19 protein-coding genes, 1 tRNA gene and 1 pseudogene are annotated in these 16,979 nt (G+C 68.1%); 12 read left to right on the forward strand and 9 right to left on the reverse strand.

The window, feature by feature from the left end:
• Window positions 1–17: 17 nt before the first annotated feature.
• Window positions 18–488: a Fur family transcriptional regulator gene (locus Q0747_RS09875; protein WP_298254118.1), complete on the reverse strand. Its 471-nt coding sequence runs from the start codon at window positions 486–488 to the stop codon at window positions 18–20.
• Between the two features lie 92 nt (window positions 489–580).
• On the opposite strand from Q0747_RS09875, the gene Q0747_RS09880 reads away from it, so the two are divergent.
• The 3 genes from Q0747_RS09880 (at window position 581) to htpX (ending at window position 3,701) form a co-directional block, all read left to right on the forward strand.
• Window positions 581–1,285: a triacylglycerol lipase gene (locus Q0747_RS09880; RefSeq protein WP_298254120.1), complete on the forward strand. Its 705-nt coding sequence runs from the start codon at window positions 581–583 to the stop codon at window positions 1,283–1,285.
• 120 nt (window positions 1,286–1,405) lie between these two features.
• Window positions 1,406–2,689: an MFS transporter gene (locus Q0747_RS09885; protein ID WP_298254122.1), complete on the forward strand. Its 1,284-nt coding sequence runs from the start codon at window positions 1,406–1,408 to the stop codon at window positions 2,687–2,689.
• Window positions 2,690–2,822: 133 nt separating this feature from the next.
• Window positions 2,823–3,701, forward strand: coding sequence for a zinc metalloprotease HtpX (gene htpX / locus Q0747_RS09890; protein WP_298254124.1), 879 nt, complete (start codon window positions 2,823–2,825; stop codon window positions 3,699–3,701).
• A 66-nt stretch (window positions 3,702–3,767) separates the two neighbouring features.
• Here the strand turns inward: htpX and Q0747_RS09895 are convergent, their stop codons facing one another.
• Complete coding sequence (locus Q0747_RS09895) at window positions 3,768–4,256, reverse strand: YajQ family cyclic di-GMP-binding protein (protein ID WP_298254126.1); 489 nt, start codon at window positions 4,254–4,256, stop codon at window positions 3,768–3,770.
• Between the two features lie 160 nt (window positions 4,257–4,416).
• Here Q0747_RS09895 and Q0747_RS09900 point away from each other — a divergent pair, with 160 nt between their 5' ends.
• Together Q0747_RS09900 and Q0747_RS09905 are read left to right on the forward strand one after the other, a co-directional pair.
• Window positions 4,417–4,800, forward strand: coding sequence for a hypothetical protein (locus Q0747_RS09900; RefSeq protein ID WP_298254129.1), 384 nt, complete (start codon window positions 4,417–4,419; stop codon window positions 4,798–4,800).
• 101 nt (window positions 4,801–4,901) lie between these two features.
• A tRNA-Tyr gene (locus Q0747_RS09905) sits at window positions 4,902–4,983 on the forward strand.
• 228 nt (window positions 4,984–5,211) lie between these two features.
• On the opposite strand, the gene Q0747_RS09910 is transcribed toward Q0747_RS09905, so the two are convergent.
• Window positions 5,212–5,526, reverse strand: coding sequence for a hypothetical protein (locus tag Q0747_RS09910; protein ID WP_298254131.1), 315 nt, complete (start codon window positions 5,524–5,526; stop codon window positions 5,212–5,214).
• Between the two features lie 288 nt (window positions 5,527–5,814).
• On the opposite strand from Q0747_RS09910, the gene Q0747_RS09915 reads away from it, so the two are divergent.
• Window positions 5,815–6,837: an acyltransferase family protein gene (locus tag Q0747_RS09915; protein ID WP_298254133.1), complete on the forward strand. Its 1,023-nt coding sequence runs from the start codon at window positions 5,815–5,817 to the stop codon at window positions 6,835–6,837.
• A 2-nt stretch (window positions 6,838–6,839) separates the two neighbouring features.
• On the opposite strand, the gene Q0747_RS09920 is transcribed toward Q0747_RS09915, so the two are convergent.
• Window positions 6,840–7,295, reverse strand: coding sequence for a DUF6314 family protein (locus tag Q0747_RS09920; RefSeq protein ID WP_298254135.1), 456 nt, complete (start codon window positions 7,293–7,295; stop codon window positions 6,840–6,842).
• An 84-nt stretch (window positions 7,296–7,379) separates the two neighbouring features.
• Here Q0747_RS09920 and Q0747_RS09925 point away from each other — a divergent pair, with 84 nt between their 5' ends.
• Window positions 7,380–7,820, forward strand: coding sequence for a MarR family winged helix-turn-helix transcriptional regulator (locus Q0747_RS09925; protein WP_298254137.1), 441 nt, complete (start codon window positions 7,380–7,382; stop codon window positions 7,818–7,820).
• Window positions 7,821–7,848: 28 nt separating this feature from the next.
• Window positions 7,849–9,054 (forward strand): MFS transporter, encoded by a 1,206-nt coding sequence (locus tag Q0747_RS09930; RefSeq protein WP_298254174.1) that lies wholly within the window; start codon window positions 7,849–7,851, stop codon window positions 9,052–9,054.
• Window positions 9,055–9,069: 15 nt separating this feature from the next.
• On the opposite strand, the gene Q0747_RS09935 is transcribed toward Q0747_RS09930, so the two are convergent.
• Entirely contained in the window at window positions 9,070–9,504 is a 435-nt protein-coding gene (locus tag Q0747_RS09935; RefSeq protein ID WP_298254139.1) for a DUF1810 domain-containing protein, read from the reverse strand.
• A gap of 107 nt (window positions 9,505–9,611) precedes the next feature.
• Between Q0747_RS09935 and trxA the strand changes: the two genes are divergently transcribed.
• On the forward strand, window positions 9,612–10,001 hold the full coding sequence (gene trxA, locus Q0747_RS09940) for a thioredoxin (protein WP_148599390.1): 390 nt from the start codon (window positions 9,612–9,614) through the stop codon (window positions 9,999–10,001).
• A 65-nt stretch (window positions 10,002–10,066) separates the two neighbouring features.
• Here trxA and Q0747_RS09945 read toward each other — a convergent pair whose 3' ends face one another.
• The 3 genes from Q0747_RS09945 to Q0747_RS09955 are packed head-to-tail and all read right to left on the reverse strand — an operon-like array spanning window position 10,067 to window position 12,513.
• Complete coding sequence (locus Q0747_RS09945; RefSeq protein WP_298254142.1) at window positions 10,067–10,357, reverse strand: putative quinol monooxygenase; 291 nt, start codon at window positions 10,355–10,357, stop codon at window positions 10,067–10,069.
• A gap of 56 nt (window positions 10,358–10,413) precedes the next feature.
• Entirely contained in the window at window positions 10,414–11,385 is a 972-nt protein-coding gene (locus tag Q0747_RS09950; protein ID WP_298254144.1) for a DNA-3-methyladenine glycosylase, read from the reverse strand.
• A gap of 51 nt (window positions 11,386–11,436) precedes the next feature.
• Complete coding sequence (locus tag Q0747_RS09955; RefSeq protein ID WP_298254146.1) at window positions 11,437–12,513, reverse strand: tartrate dehydrogenase; 1,077 nt, start codon at window positions 12,511–12,513, stop codon at window positions 11,437–11,439.
• Window positions 12,514–12,635: 122 nt separating this feature from the next.
• On the opposite strand from Q0747_RS09955, the gene Q0747_RS09960 reads away from it, so the two are divergent.
• A complete protein-coding gene (locus Q0747_RS09960; protein ID WP_298254148.1) occupies window positions 12,636–14,012 on the forward strand; it encodes a cystathionine beta-synthase in 1,377 nt (458 codons plus the stop codon).
• A gap of 26 nt (window positions 14,013–14,038) precedes the next feature.
• Complete coding sequence (locus Q0747_RS09965) at window positions 14,039–15,202, forward strand: cystathionine gamma-synthase (protein WP_298254150.1); 1,164 nt, start codon at window positions 14,039–14,041, stop codon at window positions 15,200–15,202.
• Between the two features lie 157 nt (window positions 15,203–15,359).
• Here Q0747_RS09965 and Q0747_RS09970 read toward each other — a convergent pair whose 3' ends face one another.
• A complete protein-coding gene (locus Q0747_RS09970; protein WP_298254152.1) occupies window positions 15,360–15,728 on the reverse strand; it encodes an integrase core domain-containing protein in 369 nt (122 codons plus the stop codon).
• 269 nt (window positions 15,729–15,997) lie between these two features.
• Here Q0747_RS09970 and Q0747_RS09975 point away from each other — a divergent pair.
• Window positions 15,998–16,979, forward strand: a pseudogene (locus Q0747_RS09975) (IS3 family transposase); the annotation flags it as partial.

The following is a 16,979-nucleotide window of genomic DNA, read 5'->3' on the forward strand; positions in this document are numbered from 1 at the left end:
TTTTCCTGGAATGGGGGTTAGGGGTGGCTGGTGGCTGCCGGGCGGCAGTCCTCGCAGAGGCCCTGGTACACGACCTCCGCGATGGCTATGGTCATCCGGTGGGCGCCGGGCGACCACTCGGGGGTGAGGCAGGGGGCGTGGCCCACCGCGCAGTCGACGTCCTCGATCCGGCCGCAGCCCGAGCAGATGGCGTGGTGGTGGTTGTCCCCGACGCGGGTCTCGTAGCGGGCGGGGGAGTGCGGCGTGTCGATCCGTCGGATCAGGCCGACGTCCGTCAGGTCGGCCAGGATCACGTAGACGGACTGCACCGTGATGTGGGGCAGCTCCGCCTGCGCCGCGATCGAGATCTCCTCGGCGGTCGCATGGGGGATCGCCTCGACGGCGGCCAGGACACCGAGCCGCTGACGGGTGACACGCCGGTTGCGGGACCGCAGGGCCGTGGACCAGAGGGACTCCTGGGTCCCCTGAGTCGCGGCCGTGTGTGTCATGTCACCAGTCAAGCAGTAAATCTTAGAAGTTCATAATAAAACGGGATCGTGTGTCGTCACCTTCCGAGCGCCCGGTCGGTACCGTAAGAGGCGTGCATCTCATCGAGCGGGGCTGGGCCTGGCTGCTGGACTACGCCTATGTCGGATTCCGGCAGGCCCACGACTTCATCGTCCGGGCCGATCCGGCGCAGTATCTCGTCCCGGACCCGGAAGCCCCGGAAGGACTCGCTCCCGTGCTCCTGATCCCCGGGGTGTACGAGCGGTGGCAGTTCATGAAGCCGGTCGCCGACCATCTGCACCGTGCCGGGCACCCGGTCCACGTGGTGCAGCGGCTCGGGTACAACCGGGGCACGGTGCCCGCCATGGCGGACCTCGCGGCCGAGTACCTGGAGCGGCAGGACCTCACCGACGTCGTCGTCGTCACCCACAGCAAGGGCGGGCTCATCGGCAAGTTCCTCCTGACGATGCCGGACACGGCGCCGCGGATCTCCCGCCTCGTGGCGATCAACGCGCCGTTCTCCGGTTCCGTCTACGCGAACTTCTTCGTCCTGCCCAGCATCCGGGCGTTCTCGCCGCAGAACAGCATCCTGAAGACCCTGCGGGCCAAGCTCGACCTGAACGCCCGCATCACGTCCATCTACGGCCGCTTCGACCCCCACATCCCCGCAGGCAGTTTCCTGGAGGGTGCCCGGAACGTCCGGCTCGACACCATGGGCCACTTCCGGCCCGTGGCCGACCCGCGCGTGCTGCAGGAGATCGACCGGGCGATCGGCGACGGCGACGGCCACACCGCCTGACGCGCAACCCCACCCTGTTCCACCCCGTCCCACCCCGTCCCGATCCACGGCACGACGCGGCGCCAATGATCCCTCGGGAATCGTTGCTGTTGCGAATCAAAGCGCGGCTAGACTTGCCGCGTGCCCAGACTCCTCGCCGACATCACCCCGCTGAGGGAGAGTCCGGCGTTCCGCAGGCTCTACCTCGGTACGGCGCTCTCGGCGATCGGCACCCAGCTCACCATCGTCGCGGTGAGCCTGCAGATCTACGCGCTCACGCAGTCCACCCTCAGCGTGGGCCTGCTCAGTCTGTTCGCCCTCGTGCCGCTCGTGGTGGCGGGGCTCTACGGCGGCGCGATCGCCGATGCCCTGGATCGGCGGAAGGTGGCCCTGTGGTCCGGCGTCGCCCTCTGGGGCACCACCACGGCCATCGCGCTGCAGGCGTGGTTCGGTATCGACAGCGTCGGGTTGCTCTACGCGCTGATCGCCGTCCAGTCCGGGGCCGCCGGCATCAACCAGCCCACGCGGAGCTCCATCATCCCGCGGCTGGTCCGCCCGGCGCTGCTGCCGGCCGCGAATGCGCTCAGCATGATCACGTTCGGCCTCGCCTTCACCATCGGGCCGCTGCTCGCCGGGGTCCTCGTGGCCCAGGTGGGCTACGCCTGGACGTACACGGTCGACGTCGTCACCTTCACCTTCGCGCTGTGGGCGGTCTACCGCCTTCCGCCGCTGCCGCCGGAGGGTCCCACCAGGCGTGCCGGGCTGGCGACCGTGCTCGAGGGGTTCCGTTTCCTCGGGACGCGCCCGAACATCCGCATGACGTTCATCCTCGATCTGATCGCCATGATCACGGCGCAGCCACGCGCGCTCCTGCCGGCCGTCGGCACCGTGCTCATCGGCGGCGGCGAACTCACGGTCGGCATCCTGCTGGCCTCCGGCGCCTTCGGATCGGTGCTGGCCGGGCTGTTCTCGGGCCCGCTCGGCCACATCCACCGGCAGGGGCAGGCGGTGATCTGGTCCATCGTGGGCTGGGGTGCCTCCGTGGCCGGTTTCGGCGCCGTCGTCGTGATGGCGGGGTCGTCGTCGCTGCCCGCCGTCGAGGGGGACCTGTCGCCGTGGGTGCTCCCGGCGGCCGCCTGCCTGATCCTCGCCGGCATCGCCGACTCGATCAGCAGCGTCTTCCGCAACACCATCCTGCAGTCGGCGACGCCGGATGCGATGCGCGGACGGCTGCAGGGGGTCTTCATCGTCGTCGTCGCAGGCGGTCCCCGTCTCGGCGACATGGTGGCCGGTGGTCAGGCCGCGTGGCTCGGCGAGGGCTGGACCGCCGTCGTGGGGGGCCTCGCGTGCATCGTGCTGGTGCTCGCCCTGGTGCGCTGGCAGCCGGGCTTCTCGCGGTACGACTCGCGCCGACCCGAGCCCTGATCGCAGCGTCGCCTGCCGGGCGCCTCTCAGCGAGCGTGAAGCTCCGACCCGTACCATGAACGGACAAGCCTCGTCCGATCCTCCGCCCTCCGTGGCGATTCGGCCGGGGCCTCCACCTCGCAAGGAGTGAGCAGTGCACAACCATTTCAACGGTGCCAAGACGGCGTTGTTGTTCGGTGCCCTCATGGGCATCTTCCTCGTCTTCGGCGCGGTCATCGCCGGAGCCACCGGCAGCTCGATGTTCATCTGGCTGTTCGCCCTCTTCGGCGTCGGCTCCATCGCCTACAGCTACTGGAACAGCGACAAGATCGCCATCCGCAGCATGCGCGCGGTGGAGGTGTCGGAGCAGCAGGCACCGGCGATGCACAGGATCGTCCGGGAGCTCAGCACGAGGGCGGGCAAGCCCATGCCGCGGCTGTACGTCTCTCCGACGAATGCGCCGAACGCATTCGCCACGGGTCGCAACCCGGAGAACTCGGCGGTGTGCTGCACCCAGGGGATCCTGCAGCTGCTCGACGAGCGTGAGCTGCGCGGCGTCCTGGGGCACGAGCTCATGCACGTGTACAACCGCGACATCCTCACCGGATCCGTCGCGGCCGCCGTGGCCGGGGTCATCACGTCCGTGGCGCAGATCTTCGCCTTCACCGGCATGATGGGCGGCAACAGGAACCAGGGCGGCAACCCCCTCGCCGCGCTGCTCCTGGCCATCCTCGCGCCGTTGGCCGCGGGGCTCATCCAGACCGCCATCGGCCGCACGCGGGAGTTCGACGCCGACGAGGACGGCGCCGCCCTCACCGACGATCCCCTGGCCCTGGCCTCCGCGCTCCGCAAGCTCGAGAGCGGCACCCAGCGCGCTCCGCTGCCGCAGGACCAGAAGCTCGTCAACACCTCCCACCTCATGATCGCCAATCCGTTCAAGGGCGGCGGGCTGGGCAGGCTGTTCGCCACGCACCCGCCCATGAACGAGCGCATCGCGCGGCTCGAAGGCATGGCCGGACGCCCCCTGCGCTGACCACCTCATGACTACGGCGGCCCTACCTGATCGGGTAGGGCCGCCGTCGTCGTTCCGGAGCGTGGATCAGCGCATGTTCACGAACTGCAGATCTGCCTCGTCGAAGTTCTTGAGCAATGCCATGGTGGCCTGCAGATCGTCGCGGGACTTCGAGCTGACGCGCAGCTCGTCCCCCTGGATCTGGGACTTCACGCCCTTGGGTCCCTCGTCGCGGATGAGCTTGTTGATCTTCTTCGCGATGTCCTGCGCGATGCCCTCCTTGATGGTGGTCTCCAGCCGGAACTCCTTGCCGGACGCGTAGGGCTCACCCGTATCGAGGGACTTGAGGGAGATGCCGCGCTTGATCATCTTGGACTGCAGTACATCGAGCACGGCCATCACGCGCTCCTCCGAGTTGGCCTTCATGAGGATCTTCTCGCCGCTGAAGTCCACCTCCGCGCCCACCCCCTTGAAGTCGTAGCGCTGAACGATCTCCTTCTGGGCCTGGTTCAGCGCATTGGCGACCTCCTGCTTGTCCACTTTGCTGACGACGTCGAACGTGGATTCGCTTGCCACGATGCCTCCTGGGGTGGTGGGGATACTTTGCCTCAAGACTATCGGCAACCCCCGTGCGGCGTCCTGCCGGTGCTCACAGGTGGGTGACAGCCCACGCCCGGTCCGTGTACAACCGGCGGTGCAACGGTGGGGTGACCGCTGCAGCAGAGGAAACCACATCATGACCACACCACCGCGCCGCCGCTACCGGGTCCGGCTCCGCACGGCTCTGGCGGGATCCATCCTCGCAGCAGCGTCGGCGACCTCCCTGCTCGGCGTCGGAACAGCCCCGGCCCTGGCCTCGACGGCACGTGTGACGGTGGAGAGTCCCGAGCATGTGGACAAGGTACCCGGCGATCGCGTTGCACGGGGCGAGGTGGCCTCGTCGGTGGGACCTGCCTCGACCGGCTCGACCTCCCTGGCCACGATCGGCAGGACCTCCGACGATCGGCTTGCCGGTGTGGAGGCCGATCTGGACCGGGCGGTGCTGCTGCGGCTCGTCACGCCGGAGCAGGCGAGCGGCTTCTACGCCCAGATGGAACGCCGCGTGGCCGCCGGCCTCTAGTGGCGGATCAGGCACAGGCTCCGATTCGTCACCCGCGCCGTTTGTCTGTAAAGTTGTCTTGCCCGAGCTTGCTACGGGCGGTCCTCCGAGCGGGGACGTAGGGCAGATTACCCGAGTGGCCAAAGGGGGCTGACTGTAAATCAGCTGGCATCGCCTTCACTGGTTCGAATCCAGTATCTGCCACTCGCCAGTCATGGCGGGGAACATGGACCCACCAGGATCTCTTCGGAGCTCCTGGTGGGTCTTTCCTTTTGGCCGGAGAGCCAGCGACCTCCTGTATGACGGCCCAGGGCGCCGGGATGATGGTGCGCCTGAGGGGATCGATACCGTTGTCCCGGGAGCAGGACGGGTCAGGCGCTGTGGGCATCTACAAGGTAGAGCCGAACGGGGACCGGTTCGAGAAGGGCACCATCACCAGTCGACGCGCGGGCTGCGGCGGTCGCGAGCCGGAATATGGTCAGGCCAGGCTTCACCGATCCCGCCCGGGTCGTACACGTGCCCGACGAAGGCCCGCACCTCATCCACGAGTTCGTCCCGTGTCATCCGCGATTCCTTCTCCGAGGTCATTCCTCCCGATTCGTGGCAGAGCCTCCCGACGCTGAAGCCGTACGTTCCGTCAGCAGGCCCACTGACCCAGGAGAAGTCGTAGGACAGGGCCCCGCCGGGTCCTTTCCTCTCGTCGATTCGAAATACCTCGTCGTCGACAGTGACCTCGAAGGAGTCCATCCGGTGATCCTAGAGCCACATCACGGAACCGCTCGGCCGGGCGCTCGGCGCGGCTCGTAAGCCGACTTCGGATCATCCGTCAGGAGCGCGGCCGTCCCCGACGCCGCACAACTCCGCGGGCGATGAGCGCGGATCGGTCTCCGTGCATCGTCCTCCTCGACGTCGGGAATCCCTCCGGCACTCTCGTCTACGAGGACTACTGGACAGACTGCGCCGCGCCGGGCGCTGGAGCCATCCGGTGACGCCTCCTCCGCGAATGGTCAGTGCGCTTACCTACAGTGGGAGGCGATGTCGGAGGAGCCCACGATCAGCACGACGCCGGAGGCACGCATAGGGTGGCTGGACAGCCTGCGGGGCGTCGCCATCCTGCTGGTGATCGTGCTGCACGCGGGCGAGGCCCTGTGCCTCGTCGTCGGTCCCGTTCCCGGCGTCGACCAGGTCAATCTGTTCCTCGAGCCGTTCCGCATGCCCGTGCTGATGTTCCTCTCGGGCATCCTGCTGCCGCGCTCGGTCGCCAAACCGGGCCGGGAGTACGTCGCGGGCAAGGTGTCCATGGTGGCGTGGCCGTACCTCCTGTGGTCCTTGATCCTCCTGACTGCCGGAGGCGATGTCAGCCTGGCCGGACTCGCGCAGATCGTCTACCTCTCGCCCACGTACCTCTGGTACCTCTGGTTCATCCTGCTCTTCTACGCCGTGGCGTTTCCACTCCGCCGCGTGCCGCCCCTGCTGATCTCCGGGATCGCACTGCTGGTCTCGCTCGTGCTGCCGGACGGCGGCCGCCCGGAGATCATGGCCTTCCTCGCGGCGTTCTTCTTCTTCGGGGCATGGTGCGCTGCGCACGCTCGGCAGGTCACCCGGATCATCGAGCGCCCGTGGGTGCTGGTCATGGCAGGGGCCTCTGCCGTGACCGTGGGTGTGCTGAACCTGACCGGGCGCGACGTGCTCTACCACGGCGAGTTCGCGTGGGGTGTGGTGGGGGCGCTCGGTGTGGTCTGCTGGCTGTTCCCGCGCCTGCCCGGCGGACGCGTGAACGCTGCGCTCGAGTTCGTGGGCCGCTACTCGATCGTCTTCTACGTGGTGCATCTGGGCCCCATCATGATCACGCTGGCCCTCGTGGACGCCGCAGGGCTCGCCGGTGCATGGTTCGTGCTGCCCCTGCTGCTCGGCGTCGGCGTCGGCGTGCCGCTGGGCATCGCCCGGGTGTATGCGACGCGGAAGCATGCCTCAGTCAATCTCCTGTTCGAACTGCCCGCGCTCCGCGAACGGCCCCGGGTGCGGTCCTCCCGCCGTCGGCGGTCGCACGTCGCCTGACCTCAGCGGACCCGCGCAAGCCTGGTGGACAGCAACTGGTCCTTCGCCGGTCCCGTGACATCCCAGGAGTACTCGATGGCGTCCGCGGCCCGGATGTGGAAGGCCACGCGGTACGTGTCCGGGGGGCACCCGTGCACGTCCTGCGCCCGCCCCGTGCGCAGATCGAGCCGACAGAGCACCCGCTGATCGGGGAATCGGACGATCATGGTGGCCCCCACGGCACTGACCCGGTAGGTGCGCGACGCCGGCGCCTGGAAGTGCGGCCAGCACGCCGTTCCCTCCTCGACCCAGGCCAGGCCGTCGGAGTCAGGAGTGAACGTGGTGAGGCCGCTGAACGTGCCGCTGATGCCCGATGCGCGGTCGAGGAGACGGCGTTCCGTCGACCACACGCCGGTGAGGAACGCGATCGGGTCCTCCACGCCCCAGGAACCCGGTGTCGCAGGTGCTGTCTCATCCATGGATCTCCTGTCGTCGGCCGATTCCACGGTAGCCTCCCGCACTCGTCTTGGTGACTCGGACCGTGAATGTTAGGCTGCCTAACTATGGAAACCGAGACCGAGGAGGCGGAGCTGCTGGCGCTTGCGCAGTCCTTCCGCAGCACCCTGCGCCACGCCGTCTACCTGAGCCGCTCCATGGACAGCGACGGCGAACTGTCGACCATGCAGATGAGCACGCTGAGCATGGCTGCCGACGCACCCCTGCGGGTCAGCCGCGTCGCGGCCAATCTCGGTATCCGGGTGCCCTCGGCCACCGAGCAGATCATCAAGCTCGAGCAGGCGGGACTGGTCTCCCGGCAGCCGGACCCCACGGACTCCCGGGCGGTACTGGTGCAGCTCACCCGGACCGGCCGCACCACCTGGGAAGAGGTCAACCGGCGCCGGAACGCACGGATCGCCGAGCTGCTCGGCCGCCTCGACAGCCGGGACAGGGCGACCCTTGCCGCAGCCCTGCCCGTCGTCGCACAACTGACCAACCACAGCTAGGAGTTCCTGAGTGACCACCCGTGCTTCCGTGCCGGAGACCTCGCCCACCTCGGTCCTGGGTGAGGAGAAGCAGTCCTTCTTCCGTCAGCCCAGGGCGGTCTGGGCCACTGCCCTCGCCGCAGTCTTCGCCTTCATGGGCATCGGGCTCGTGGACCCGATCCTCCCCGCCATCGCCGAGAATCTCGACGCCACACCGAGTCAGGTGTCCCTGCTCTTCACGAGCTACTTCCTCGTCACGGCCATCGCGATGCTGGTCACCGGGTTCATCTCCTCCCGGATCGGTGGGAAGAAGACGCTTCTGCTCGGCCTCGGGCTCATCGTCGTCTTCGCCTCCCTGTCAGGGCTGTCGGGCGACGTGGCGACCCTCGTCGGCTTCCGAGCCGGCTGGGGGCTGGGCAACGCGCTCTTCGTGGCCACCGCGCTCGCGGTGATCGTCGGCGTCGCGAGCGGCGGCACGGCCACCGCGATCATCCTCTACGAGGCGGCCCTCGGGTTGGGGATCTCCCTCGGCCCGCTGCTCGGTGCGCTCCTGGGCGGGTGGCAGTGGCGTGCGCCGTTCTTCGGCACGGCCGCCCTCATGGCCGCGGCGCTCATCGCCCTGACCGTGATGCTGCCGCCCACGCCGACGCCGGCACACCGGACGTCGCTGAAGGATCCGCTGCTGGCCCTCGGGCACAGGGGACTGCGCACCACCGCCTCCAGCGCCCTGTTCTACAACTACGGCTTCTTCACCATCCTCGCGTTCACGCCCTTCGTGCTCGGCATGGACGCCTACGGCATCGGCGCCGTCTTCTTCGGCTGGGGCCTCATGGTCGCCGTCTTCTCGGTCCTCGTGGCGCCGGTCCTGCAGCGGTTGCTCGGCACCACCCGCGTGCTGCTGCTGACCCTCGGCGCGCTCGCGCTCGTCCTCGTCGGCCTGGCTCTCGCGGCGGAGCGCTCGGTGACAGCCGTCGTCGTGCTCGTGATCGTCTCCGGCGCGCTGCTCGGCATCAACAACACGCTCTACACGGAACTGGCCATGGGGGTCTCGGACGCGCCGCGGCCCGTCGCCTCGGCGGGCTACAACTTCGTCCGCTGGCTCGGCGGCGCCCTCGCCCCCTTCGCCGCGACGAAGCTCGCCGAGATCTACGACCCGCGGGTCACCTACGCGGTGGCGGCCGTCATGGTGGTCATCGCCGGCGCCGTCGTCCTCGGATGCCGCGGATCGCTGAAGCACGCGACGGCGCACGGGTGATGACGGGCGACGCCGTCAGTCCGCGAGGAACGACGTCGTCGCCTGGTCCTCCACGCCCCCGTAGTACCGGCCCAGCAGGGCCTTGAACCACGGCTCCTGCGGGGCTGCGAGATTGAACAGGGTCATGGAGGACTGCAGCTTCCGGGCGTCGATCCCGCCGAGCACCTCCACCGGATCGTTGCCCTCCAGATTGAGGAGGGCGTGCACGCACTCGAGCAGGCGCGGCCCCAGGACGGGGTGCGAGAGATACGCCCGCGCCTCGTCGAGGGACGCGATGGCGTACCGGACCGACGTCGGGCTGCTCCCGAGGCCCTGGACCTGAGGGAAGACGAACCACATCCAGTGCCCTGTCTTGCGTCCGCCGCGCAGCTCGGTGAGAGCTTGCTCGTAGGTGTTGTGGGCGTCCTGTGCGTCGACGAAGCGCGCCAGGTCGAAGGGGTCGGTGTTCACTCGTGTCTCCAGGACTCGTAGGGGTTCAGTAGGTGTTCGGGCCACTACTTCTTCATCGGTAGCGAACAGACCTGACAGGTACGGGGTGCTCTCGTTACCGTAGAGGGATGTCGACAATCAATATCACCGAGGCAAGCTTCCCCGAAACCATCGAGGGCAACGACATCGTGTTCGTTGACTTCTGGGCCGAGTGGTGCGGCCCGTGCAAGCAGTTCGCACCGGTGTACGACGCCGTGTCGCAGCAGCACGACGACATCACCTTCGCCAAGGTGGACACCGAGGCGGAGCAGTCGCTCGCCGCAGCGGCCGGCATCACCTCGATCCCCACGCTCATGGCGTTCCGGGACAAGGTCCTCGTCTTCTCCCAGCCGGGTGCCCTCAACGCCACGCAGTTCGGCGAGCTGGTCGAGGCCGTGAAGGGCCTGGACATGAAGGCCGTGCACGAGCAGATCGCGCAGCAGTCCCAGGAGGACTCTCCCGCCGCCGACGCGCAGTAGTACCCGTCACCGCAACGGCCCCGCACTCGTGGAGTGCGGGGCCGTTCGTGTCGGGTGCGTGGGACTCAGGCCGGCTGGTCGGAGCGCACCACGTCGGGCTGTGCGGCGAGCAGCGCGCTCAGCGACTCGCCGAGATCCTGCAGGGCCGGGCCGCGCATATGGAGATCGAGGGCTTCGGTGGACTCCCACCGCTCCTGGAGCACGATCCGGTCCTCCTGTGCCTCGGTGATCTCGTACCGGAGGCATCCCGGTTCCTGGACCACCTGTTCGATGGCCAGATCGAGAGCCAGCTTCACGCGGGTGAACTCACCCTCCTGCGGGGTGAAGATTGCTGTGACGTCTACAGGTTCGCTCATACCCCAACCCTAGCGGCCACCCGGGGACCTTCCCGCACGCGAGCCGCGCTCCGTGCCTAGCGCCCGCGGTGGTCCTCGGGTGTCAGCCGCGGGCCGAAGGCCTGCTTCCGGAATCCGCTCGCATACAGGGCCCGCACCACGCGCTGGCGCTGCCCCGCCCACGGCCGCAGCAGCTCCACCATCCCGGCGTCGTCCGTCCGGCTCCCGGTCAGCGCAGCGCCGACATAGGCCGCGAGATGGTAGTCGCCCACGGAGATGGAGTCCGGGCACCCGTGCGTCCGCTGGACCACCTCGGCGACGGTCCAGACGCCGATGCCCGGCACCGAGCGCAGACCCACCCGGACCGCCTCACCCTGCCGGGAGGCAAGCCGCTCCAGGCCGCTCGCCACGTGTGCCGCCTTCAGGATCGTGGCGGAGCGCTTGGAATCGACACCGGCGCGGTGCCAGTCCCAGGACGGCACGCGCCGCCACTGCCCGGCGGTCGGCGGGAGCCGCAGGCCTGCGGGGGTGGTGGTCCCCGCGCCCGGCGCGGCGTCGCCGTAGCGCGTCAGCAGGTAACGCCAGGCGCGCTTGGCCTCCATCCCGGTGACCTTCTGTTCGAGGACCGCGCGGGCCACGGTGTCGAGCATGCGGCCCGACGAGGGGAGGCGGAGCCCGGGAGCCAGGTACCTGCCCTTCCGGGCGAGGTCCGGCAGGGTGGCGCGGAAGGCGGGGCTGTCGAAGTCGCTCCAGTCGTCGTCGGCGCCGAGCAGCCGGGGGAGAGCCTCGAGGGCCCGGGCGGCCCCGGGGCCCCACGCCGCTGCCTGGACCACACTGTCGTTCAGGGAACCGTGCTGTCGCAGCAGCAGGCTCACCGGTCCCTGATCCGTGCGGAACGCCAGCCAGTGGTCCGGCCCCTGGACGATGAACGCGGGGTCGTGGGCCCCGCACTGCAGGGTGCCCACGCTGCGGGTCAGGCTGTACGGACCGCCCGGGACCCACTCCGCCGTCTCCGCGCCGGAGGGCACGAGAGCGGGGGCGATCGACATGGAACCATGGTGCCATGTCGATCGCCCCCGGGGCGCTCGCCGGGCAGGGGATCAGCCCGCGATGGCGTCGGTGATCGCCTCACCCAGCGACGCCGTCGTGCCCGTACCGCCCAGATCGCGGGTGAGTGCATCACCACCGGTGGCGAGCACCGACTCGATGCCCGCCAGGATGCCAGCAGCGGCGTCGGTCTCCCCGAGATGGTCCAGCATCATGGAGGCACTCCAGATCTGCCCCACCGGATTGGCGATGCCTTTGCCGGCGATGTCCGGGGCCGAGCCGTGCACGGGTTCGAAGAGGCTGGGGAACGTGCGGTCGGGGTTGATGTTGCCGCTGGGTGCCACGCCGATGGTGCCGGTGCAGGCAGGCCCGAGATCGGAGAGGATGTCACCGAAGAGATTGCTGGCCACTACGACGTCGAACCAGTCGGGATGGAGCACGAAGTTCGCGCAGAGGATGTCGATGTGGAACTTGTCCACCCGGACGTCGTCGTACTTCGTGGACATCGCCTCCACGCGCTCGTCCCAGTAGGGCATGGTGATGGAGATGCCGTTGCTCTTCGTCGCGGAGGTCAGGTGCTTCTTCTCGCGGGTCTGCGCGAGCTCGAACGCGTAGCGGAGGATCCGGTCCACGCCGGTGCGTGTCATGACGGTGTCCTGGATGACGGTCTCGCGCTCGGTGCCCTCGAACATCCTGCCGCCCACGCTCGAGTACTCGCCCTCGGTGTTCTCGCGCACCACCCAGAAGTCCACGTCCCCGGGCTCCCGGCCCGCGAGCGGGCTGGTGATCCCCGGCAGCAGGCGCACGGGGCGCAGATTCACGTACTGGTCGAAGTGGCGGCGGAACTGCAGCAGGCTGCCCCACAGCGAGACGTGGTCGGGCACGACGTCGGGCCAGCCGACGGCGCCGAAGAAGATCGCGTCGAAGGTGCGCAGTTCCTCGAACCAGTCGTCAGGCAGCATCTGGCCGTGGGCCGTGTAGTACTCGGCGCTCGCGTAGTCGAACTCGACGGCGTCGATCCCGAAGCCGTACCGCGTGGCCGCGGCCCGCAGGGCGCGCAGGCCCTCGGGCATGACCTCCTTGCCGATCCCGTCCCCGGCGATGACGGCGATGCGATAGGTCTCGGTCATGGCTGGATCCCCTCGTCGGACGGTGGCTGGTGTTCCAACCCTAGGCGCAGGCCCCCGGGGCCGCACGGCGTGTGTTACGTGGTCGCACAGCGGCGGGGTCGGCAGCCGGTAGCGTTGTGGTCATGAAGTATGCCAAGTCGATTGTCGATCTGATCGGCAACACCCCGCTGGTCAGGCTCAACTCCGTGACGGACGGCATCGCCGCCACCGTCCTCGCCAAGGTCGAGTACCTGAATCCGGGCGGGTCGGTGAAGGATCGCATCGCGGTCCGGATGCTCGACGCGGCGGAGGCCGAGGGCCGGATCAAGCCGGGCGGCACCATCGTGGAGCCGACGTCCGGCAACACCGGGGTGGGCCTCGCGCTCGTCGCGCAGCAGCGTGGCTACCGGTGCATCTTCGTGGTGCCCGACAAGGTGGGCGAGGACAAGCGGAACGTCCTGAAGGCGTACGGGGCTGAAGTGGTCGTCACGCCCACGGCAGTGGCCCCCGAGAGCCCGGAGTCCTACTACGGCGTCTCGGACCGCCTAGTCCGCGAGATCCCCGGTGCCTACAAGCCCGACCAGTTCTCCAACCAGTTCGGCCCGCTGAGCCACTACGAGAGCACCGGTCCCGAGATCTGGGCCGACACCGAGGGCACGGTGACGCACTTCGTCACCGGCGTCGGAACGGGCGGCACCATCACCGGGACGGGGCGGTACCTGAAGGAGGTCTCCGCGGATCGCGCCGGAGGCCCGGTGCGGATCATCGGCGCCGATCCGGAGGGGTCCGTGTACTCCGGTGGCACGGGGCGGCCCTACTTCGTCGAGGGTGTGGGCGAGGACATGTGGCCCGGCTCCTACGACCCTGCGGTCCCGGACGAGATCGAGGCCGTCACCGACGCGGAGAGCTTCGGGATGACGCGGCGCCTCGCCCGTGAGGAGGGGCTCCTGGTCGGCGGCTCGTGCGGCATGGCCGTCGTCGCCGCCCTGCGCGTGGCGAAGGAGCTCACGGCGGACGACGTCGTGGTGGTCCTGCTGCCCGACGGCGGCCGGGGTTACCTCGGCAAGATCTTCAACGACGACTGGATGAAGTCCTACGGCTTCATGGACGGCGGTGCGGACGCCGGCGTCGGCGCGGTCCTGGACGCGAAGGACGGTTCCATGCCGGCCCTCGTCCACGCCCACCCGGCGCAGACGCTCCGCGACGTCATCGCGCTCATGGCCGAGTACGGCGTATCCATGGTCCCCGTGCTGTCGCAGGAACCCCCGGTGAAGATGGGCGAGGTGCTGGGCTCGGTGGACCAGCGGTCGCTCACCGAGAAGCTCCTTCAGGGCCGGGCCGAGCTCACGGACACGGTCTCCGAGCACCTGGACGCGAAGCTTCCGCTCATCGGATCGCGGGAGTCCCTCGAGGCCGCACGGGAGCGGCTGCAGCACAGCGACACGCTGATGGTCACGTCCCTCGGCTCGCCGGTGGGAATTCTGACGCGCCAGGACGTGCTGACGTATATGAGCAGCTGACAGTCCACCAGAACACCAGGAGCATCGTGACGCACTCTGACGCCCAGGGTTTCAACACCCGGGCCATCCATGCAGGCCAGACCCCCGATCCCACCACGGGAGCGGTGATCCCGCCGCTGTACCAGACGACGACGTTCGCCCAGGACGGCATCGGCAAGCTCCGCAACGGCTACGAGTACGGGCGCGGCACCAATCCCACGCGCGATGCGCTGCAGACGCAAATCGCAGCCCTCGAGGGCGGCAAGCACGCGTTCAGCTTCTCCTCGGGCCTGGCCGCGGAGGACGCGCTGATCCGCGGCGCGCTCCGTCCGGGTGACCACATCGTGCTCGGCAATGACGCCTACGGCGGAACCTACCGGCTGATCGACCGGGTCCTGTCGCAGTGGGGCATCACCAACTCCGCCGTCGACATGGCCGACACCACCGCGGTTCAGGCCGCGATCTCGGCCAACAACACGAAGATGGTCTGGGTCGAGACGCCGTCGAACCCGATGATGAAGATCACCGACATCGCCGCGACCGCCCAGCTGGCGCACGACGCCGGCGCCCTGCTCGTGGTCGACAACACCTTCGCCTCGCCGTACCTGCAGCAGCCGCTCACCTTCGGTGCCGACGTCGTCGTGCACTCGACCACGAAGTACATCGGCGGCCACTCCGACGCCAGTGGCGGCGCCGTGGTGGTGAACGACGACGAGCTGGCCGAGAAGGTCGGCTTCGTGCAGTTCGCCGTCGGCGCCGTCTCCGCGCCGATGGAGGCCTGGCTCACCACGCGCGGGCTGAAGACGCTCGGCGTCCGCATGGACCGCCACTCCTCGAACGCGACGGCGATCGCCCGCTGGCTGCAGGAGCAGGCCGGGGTGGAGCGCGTCTACTACCCGGGCCTGCCCGAGCACCCCGGCCACGATCTCGCTGCAGCGCAGATGAAGGACTTCGGCGGCATGATCTCCGTGACGTTCACGGGCGGGGCCGAGGCCGCGAAGAAGGTGGCCGAGTCGACGCACGTGTTCACCCTCGCCGAATCCCTCGGTGGCATCGAGTCGCTGATGAACTACCCCTCGGACATGACGCACGCCTCGGTGCGGGGCACGGAGCTGGCCGTTCCCGAGAACCTGGTCCGCCTGTCGGTGGGCATCGAGGATCTCGAGGATCTGATCGGCGATCTCGAGCAGGCCATCGGCGCCCTGCGCTAGTCCTGCCCTCGCTTCTTCTGAAAGGCCCCTCCGTTCGGAGGGGCCTTTCGTGCGTCCGGCCGCGTGGTCGCTGGCGGCGTACTGATCATTCCGTTGATGCAGCCGAGATGCAGACCCGCGTTCTCGTTCTTCGCCGTCAGCCCTGCCGACTAAGCTCTCATGGGTGATCACAGTTGTACCAATCGACCCATTCCGCGACGGCGACTTCGAGCTGATTGATGTCGCGCCAGGGCCCTTTGTTGCGGACCAGCTCGGCCTTGAACAGCGAGTCAAGAGCCTCGGCCATCGCATTGTCGTAACTATCGCCCTTGGAACCCACCGACGCTATGGCGTCCTCCGTGGCGAGGCGCTCCGCATAGCGGATAGCCCGATATTGGACGCCTCGGTCGCTGTGATGGACAAGACCGGTGAGATCCGCGCCGTCCCTGGTGCGGGACCAGATACCCATCTCAAGGGCATCCAAGGCGAGCTCGGTATAGAGGCTCGTGGCGACTTGCCAGCCTTTCGATCCGGCGAGAAAAGACATCCAGGACGAACGCCGCGTACACCCAGCCGGCGAAAGTACGCACGTACGTGATATTGGCGACCCACAGCCGATTCGGCGCCGTCGCGGTGAACCGGCGCTCGACCAGATCCTGCGGCCTACCGGTCTCCGCGGCCGGTTTCGGAGGAATAGTCAAGACCTGTGGATCGGTGTGTCAGGCTGCGTGAGCGTCACCTCCTGATTGGGTCTGCTGCACGGATAGGTGACATCTGATCTGGCTTGCCGGAAGGCGGGCCTGGAAGGATGTTGCTGTGCCAAAGCCCTACCCAGAGGAATTCCGCGACGACGTCATCCGTGTTGCGAGGAACCGCGAAGCAGGAGTGACGATCGAGCAGATCGCCAAAGATTTCGGTGTTCACCCGATGACCCTTACGAAATGGCTACGTCATGCCGAGGCCGATAATGCCGCTAAGCCTGGTCAGGCTCGCAGTGAGACGGCGGAGAATCGTGAGCTGCGCAAGCGGGTTCGACTGCTCGAGCAGGAGAACGAGGTTCTGCGGCGGGCGGCAGCGTATCTGTCGCAGGCGAACCTGCCGGGAAAAGGTTCTACCCGCTCGTGAAAGAGCTCGCCGTCGATGGGATTCCCGTGGCGGTGACGTGTCGGGTTTTGAAGCTCTCCCGCCAGCCCTACTACCGGTGGCTGGCAGCACCCATCAGAGCTAGCGAGGTCGTTGAGGCGTATCGCGCGAACGCACTCTTCCACGCTCACGCGGACGACCCCGAGTTTGGTCACCGGCTCCTGGCGGACGAGGCCCGTGACGTCGGAGAGGCGATGGCGGACCGGACTTACGTGGCGGATCTGCGCAATCAATGGCTGGTGGAGCTCGTTCGGGAAGAAGCGCGGGAAGAACGGGAGGAAACCTGGGCCTGCGGTCCATGATGACCTCTGCACGGTCACCGATGACGACGGCCGGGTCCGGCACGACTTCAGCGCGGAGAAACCGAACCAGCTGTGGCTCACGGATATCACAGAGCACAAAACCGCAGAAGGGAAGCTCTACGTTTGCGCGGTCAAAGATGTGTTCTCGAACCGGATCGTCGGTTACTCCATCGACTCGAGGATGAAATCGAGATTGGCGGTGAATGCGTTGGAGAATGCGGTTGCTCGTCGTGGTGATGTCGCCGGCTGCGTGGTTCACAGCGACCGAGGGTCGCAATTTCGGAGTAGGAGATTCCTGCGTTCTCTGACCCACCACCGGATGGTCGGTTCGATGGGACGGGTCGCGTCCTGCG

It is taken from the genome of uncultured Arthrobacter sp. (genome assembly GCF_947493765.1).
Taxonomy (GTDB): domain Bacteria; phylum Actinomycetota; class Actinomycetes; order Actinomycetales; family Micrococcaceae; genus Arthrobacter_D.

Coding starts and splice junctions, on each gene's coding strand:
- Q0747_RS09910 (WP_298254131.1), bottom strand. CDS start 5,526: ATGGACTCCTTCGAGGTCACTGTCGACGACGAGGTATTTCGAATCGAC.
- Q0747_RS09900 (WP_298254129.1), top strand. CDS start 4,417: ATGACCACACCACCGCGCCGCCGCTACCGGGTCCGGCTCCGCACGGCT.
- Q0747_RS09955 (WP_298254146.1), bottom strand. CDS start 12,513: ATGACCGAGACCTATCGCATCGCCGTCATCGCCGGGGACGGGATCGGC.
- Q0747_RS09915 (WP_298254133.1), top strand. CDS start 5,815: ATGTCGGAGGAGCCCACGATCAGCACGACGCCGGAGGCACGCATAGGG.
- Q0747_RS09960 (WP_298254148.1), top strand. CDS start 12,636: ATGAAGTATGCCAAGTCGATTGTCGATCTGATCGGCAACACCCCGCTG.
- Q0747_RS09970 (WP_298254152.1), bottom strand. CDS start 15,728: ATGTCTTTTCTCGCCGGATCGAAAGGCTGGCAAGTCGCCACGAGCCTC.
- Q0747_RS09945 (WP_298254142.1), bottom strand. CDS start 10,357: ATGAGCGAACCTGTAGACGTCACAGCAATCTTCACCCCGCAGGAGGGT.
- Q0747_RS09950 (WP_298254144.1), bottom strand. CDS start 11,385: ATGTCGATCGCCCCCGCTCTCGTGCCCTCCGGCGCGGAGACGGCGGAG.
- Q0747_RS09875 (WP_298254118.1), bottom strand. CDS start 488: ATGACACACACGGCCGCGACTCAGGGGACCCAGGAGTCCCTCTGGTCC.
- Q0747_RS09920 (WP_298254135.1), bottom strand. CDS start 7,295: ATGGATGAGACAGCACCTGCGACACCGGGTTCCTGGGGCGTGGAGGAC.
- Q0747_RS09925 (WP_298254137.1), top strand. CDS start 7,380: ATGGAAACCGAGACCGAGGAGGCGGAGCTGCTGGCGCTTGCGCAGTCC.
- trxA (WP_148599390.1), top strand. CDS start 9,612: ATGTCGACAATCAATATCACCGAGGCAAGCTTCCCCGAAACCATCGAG.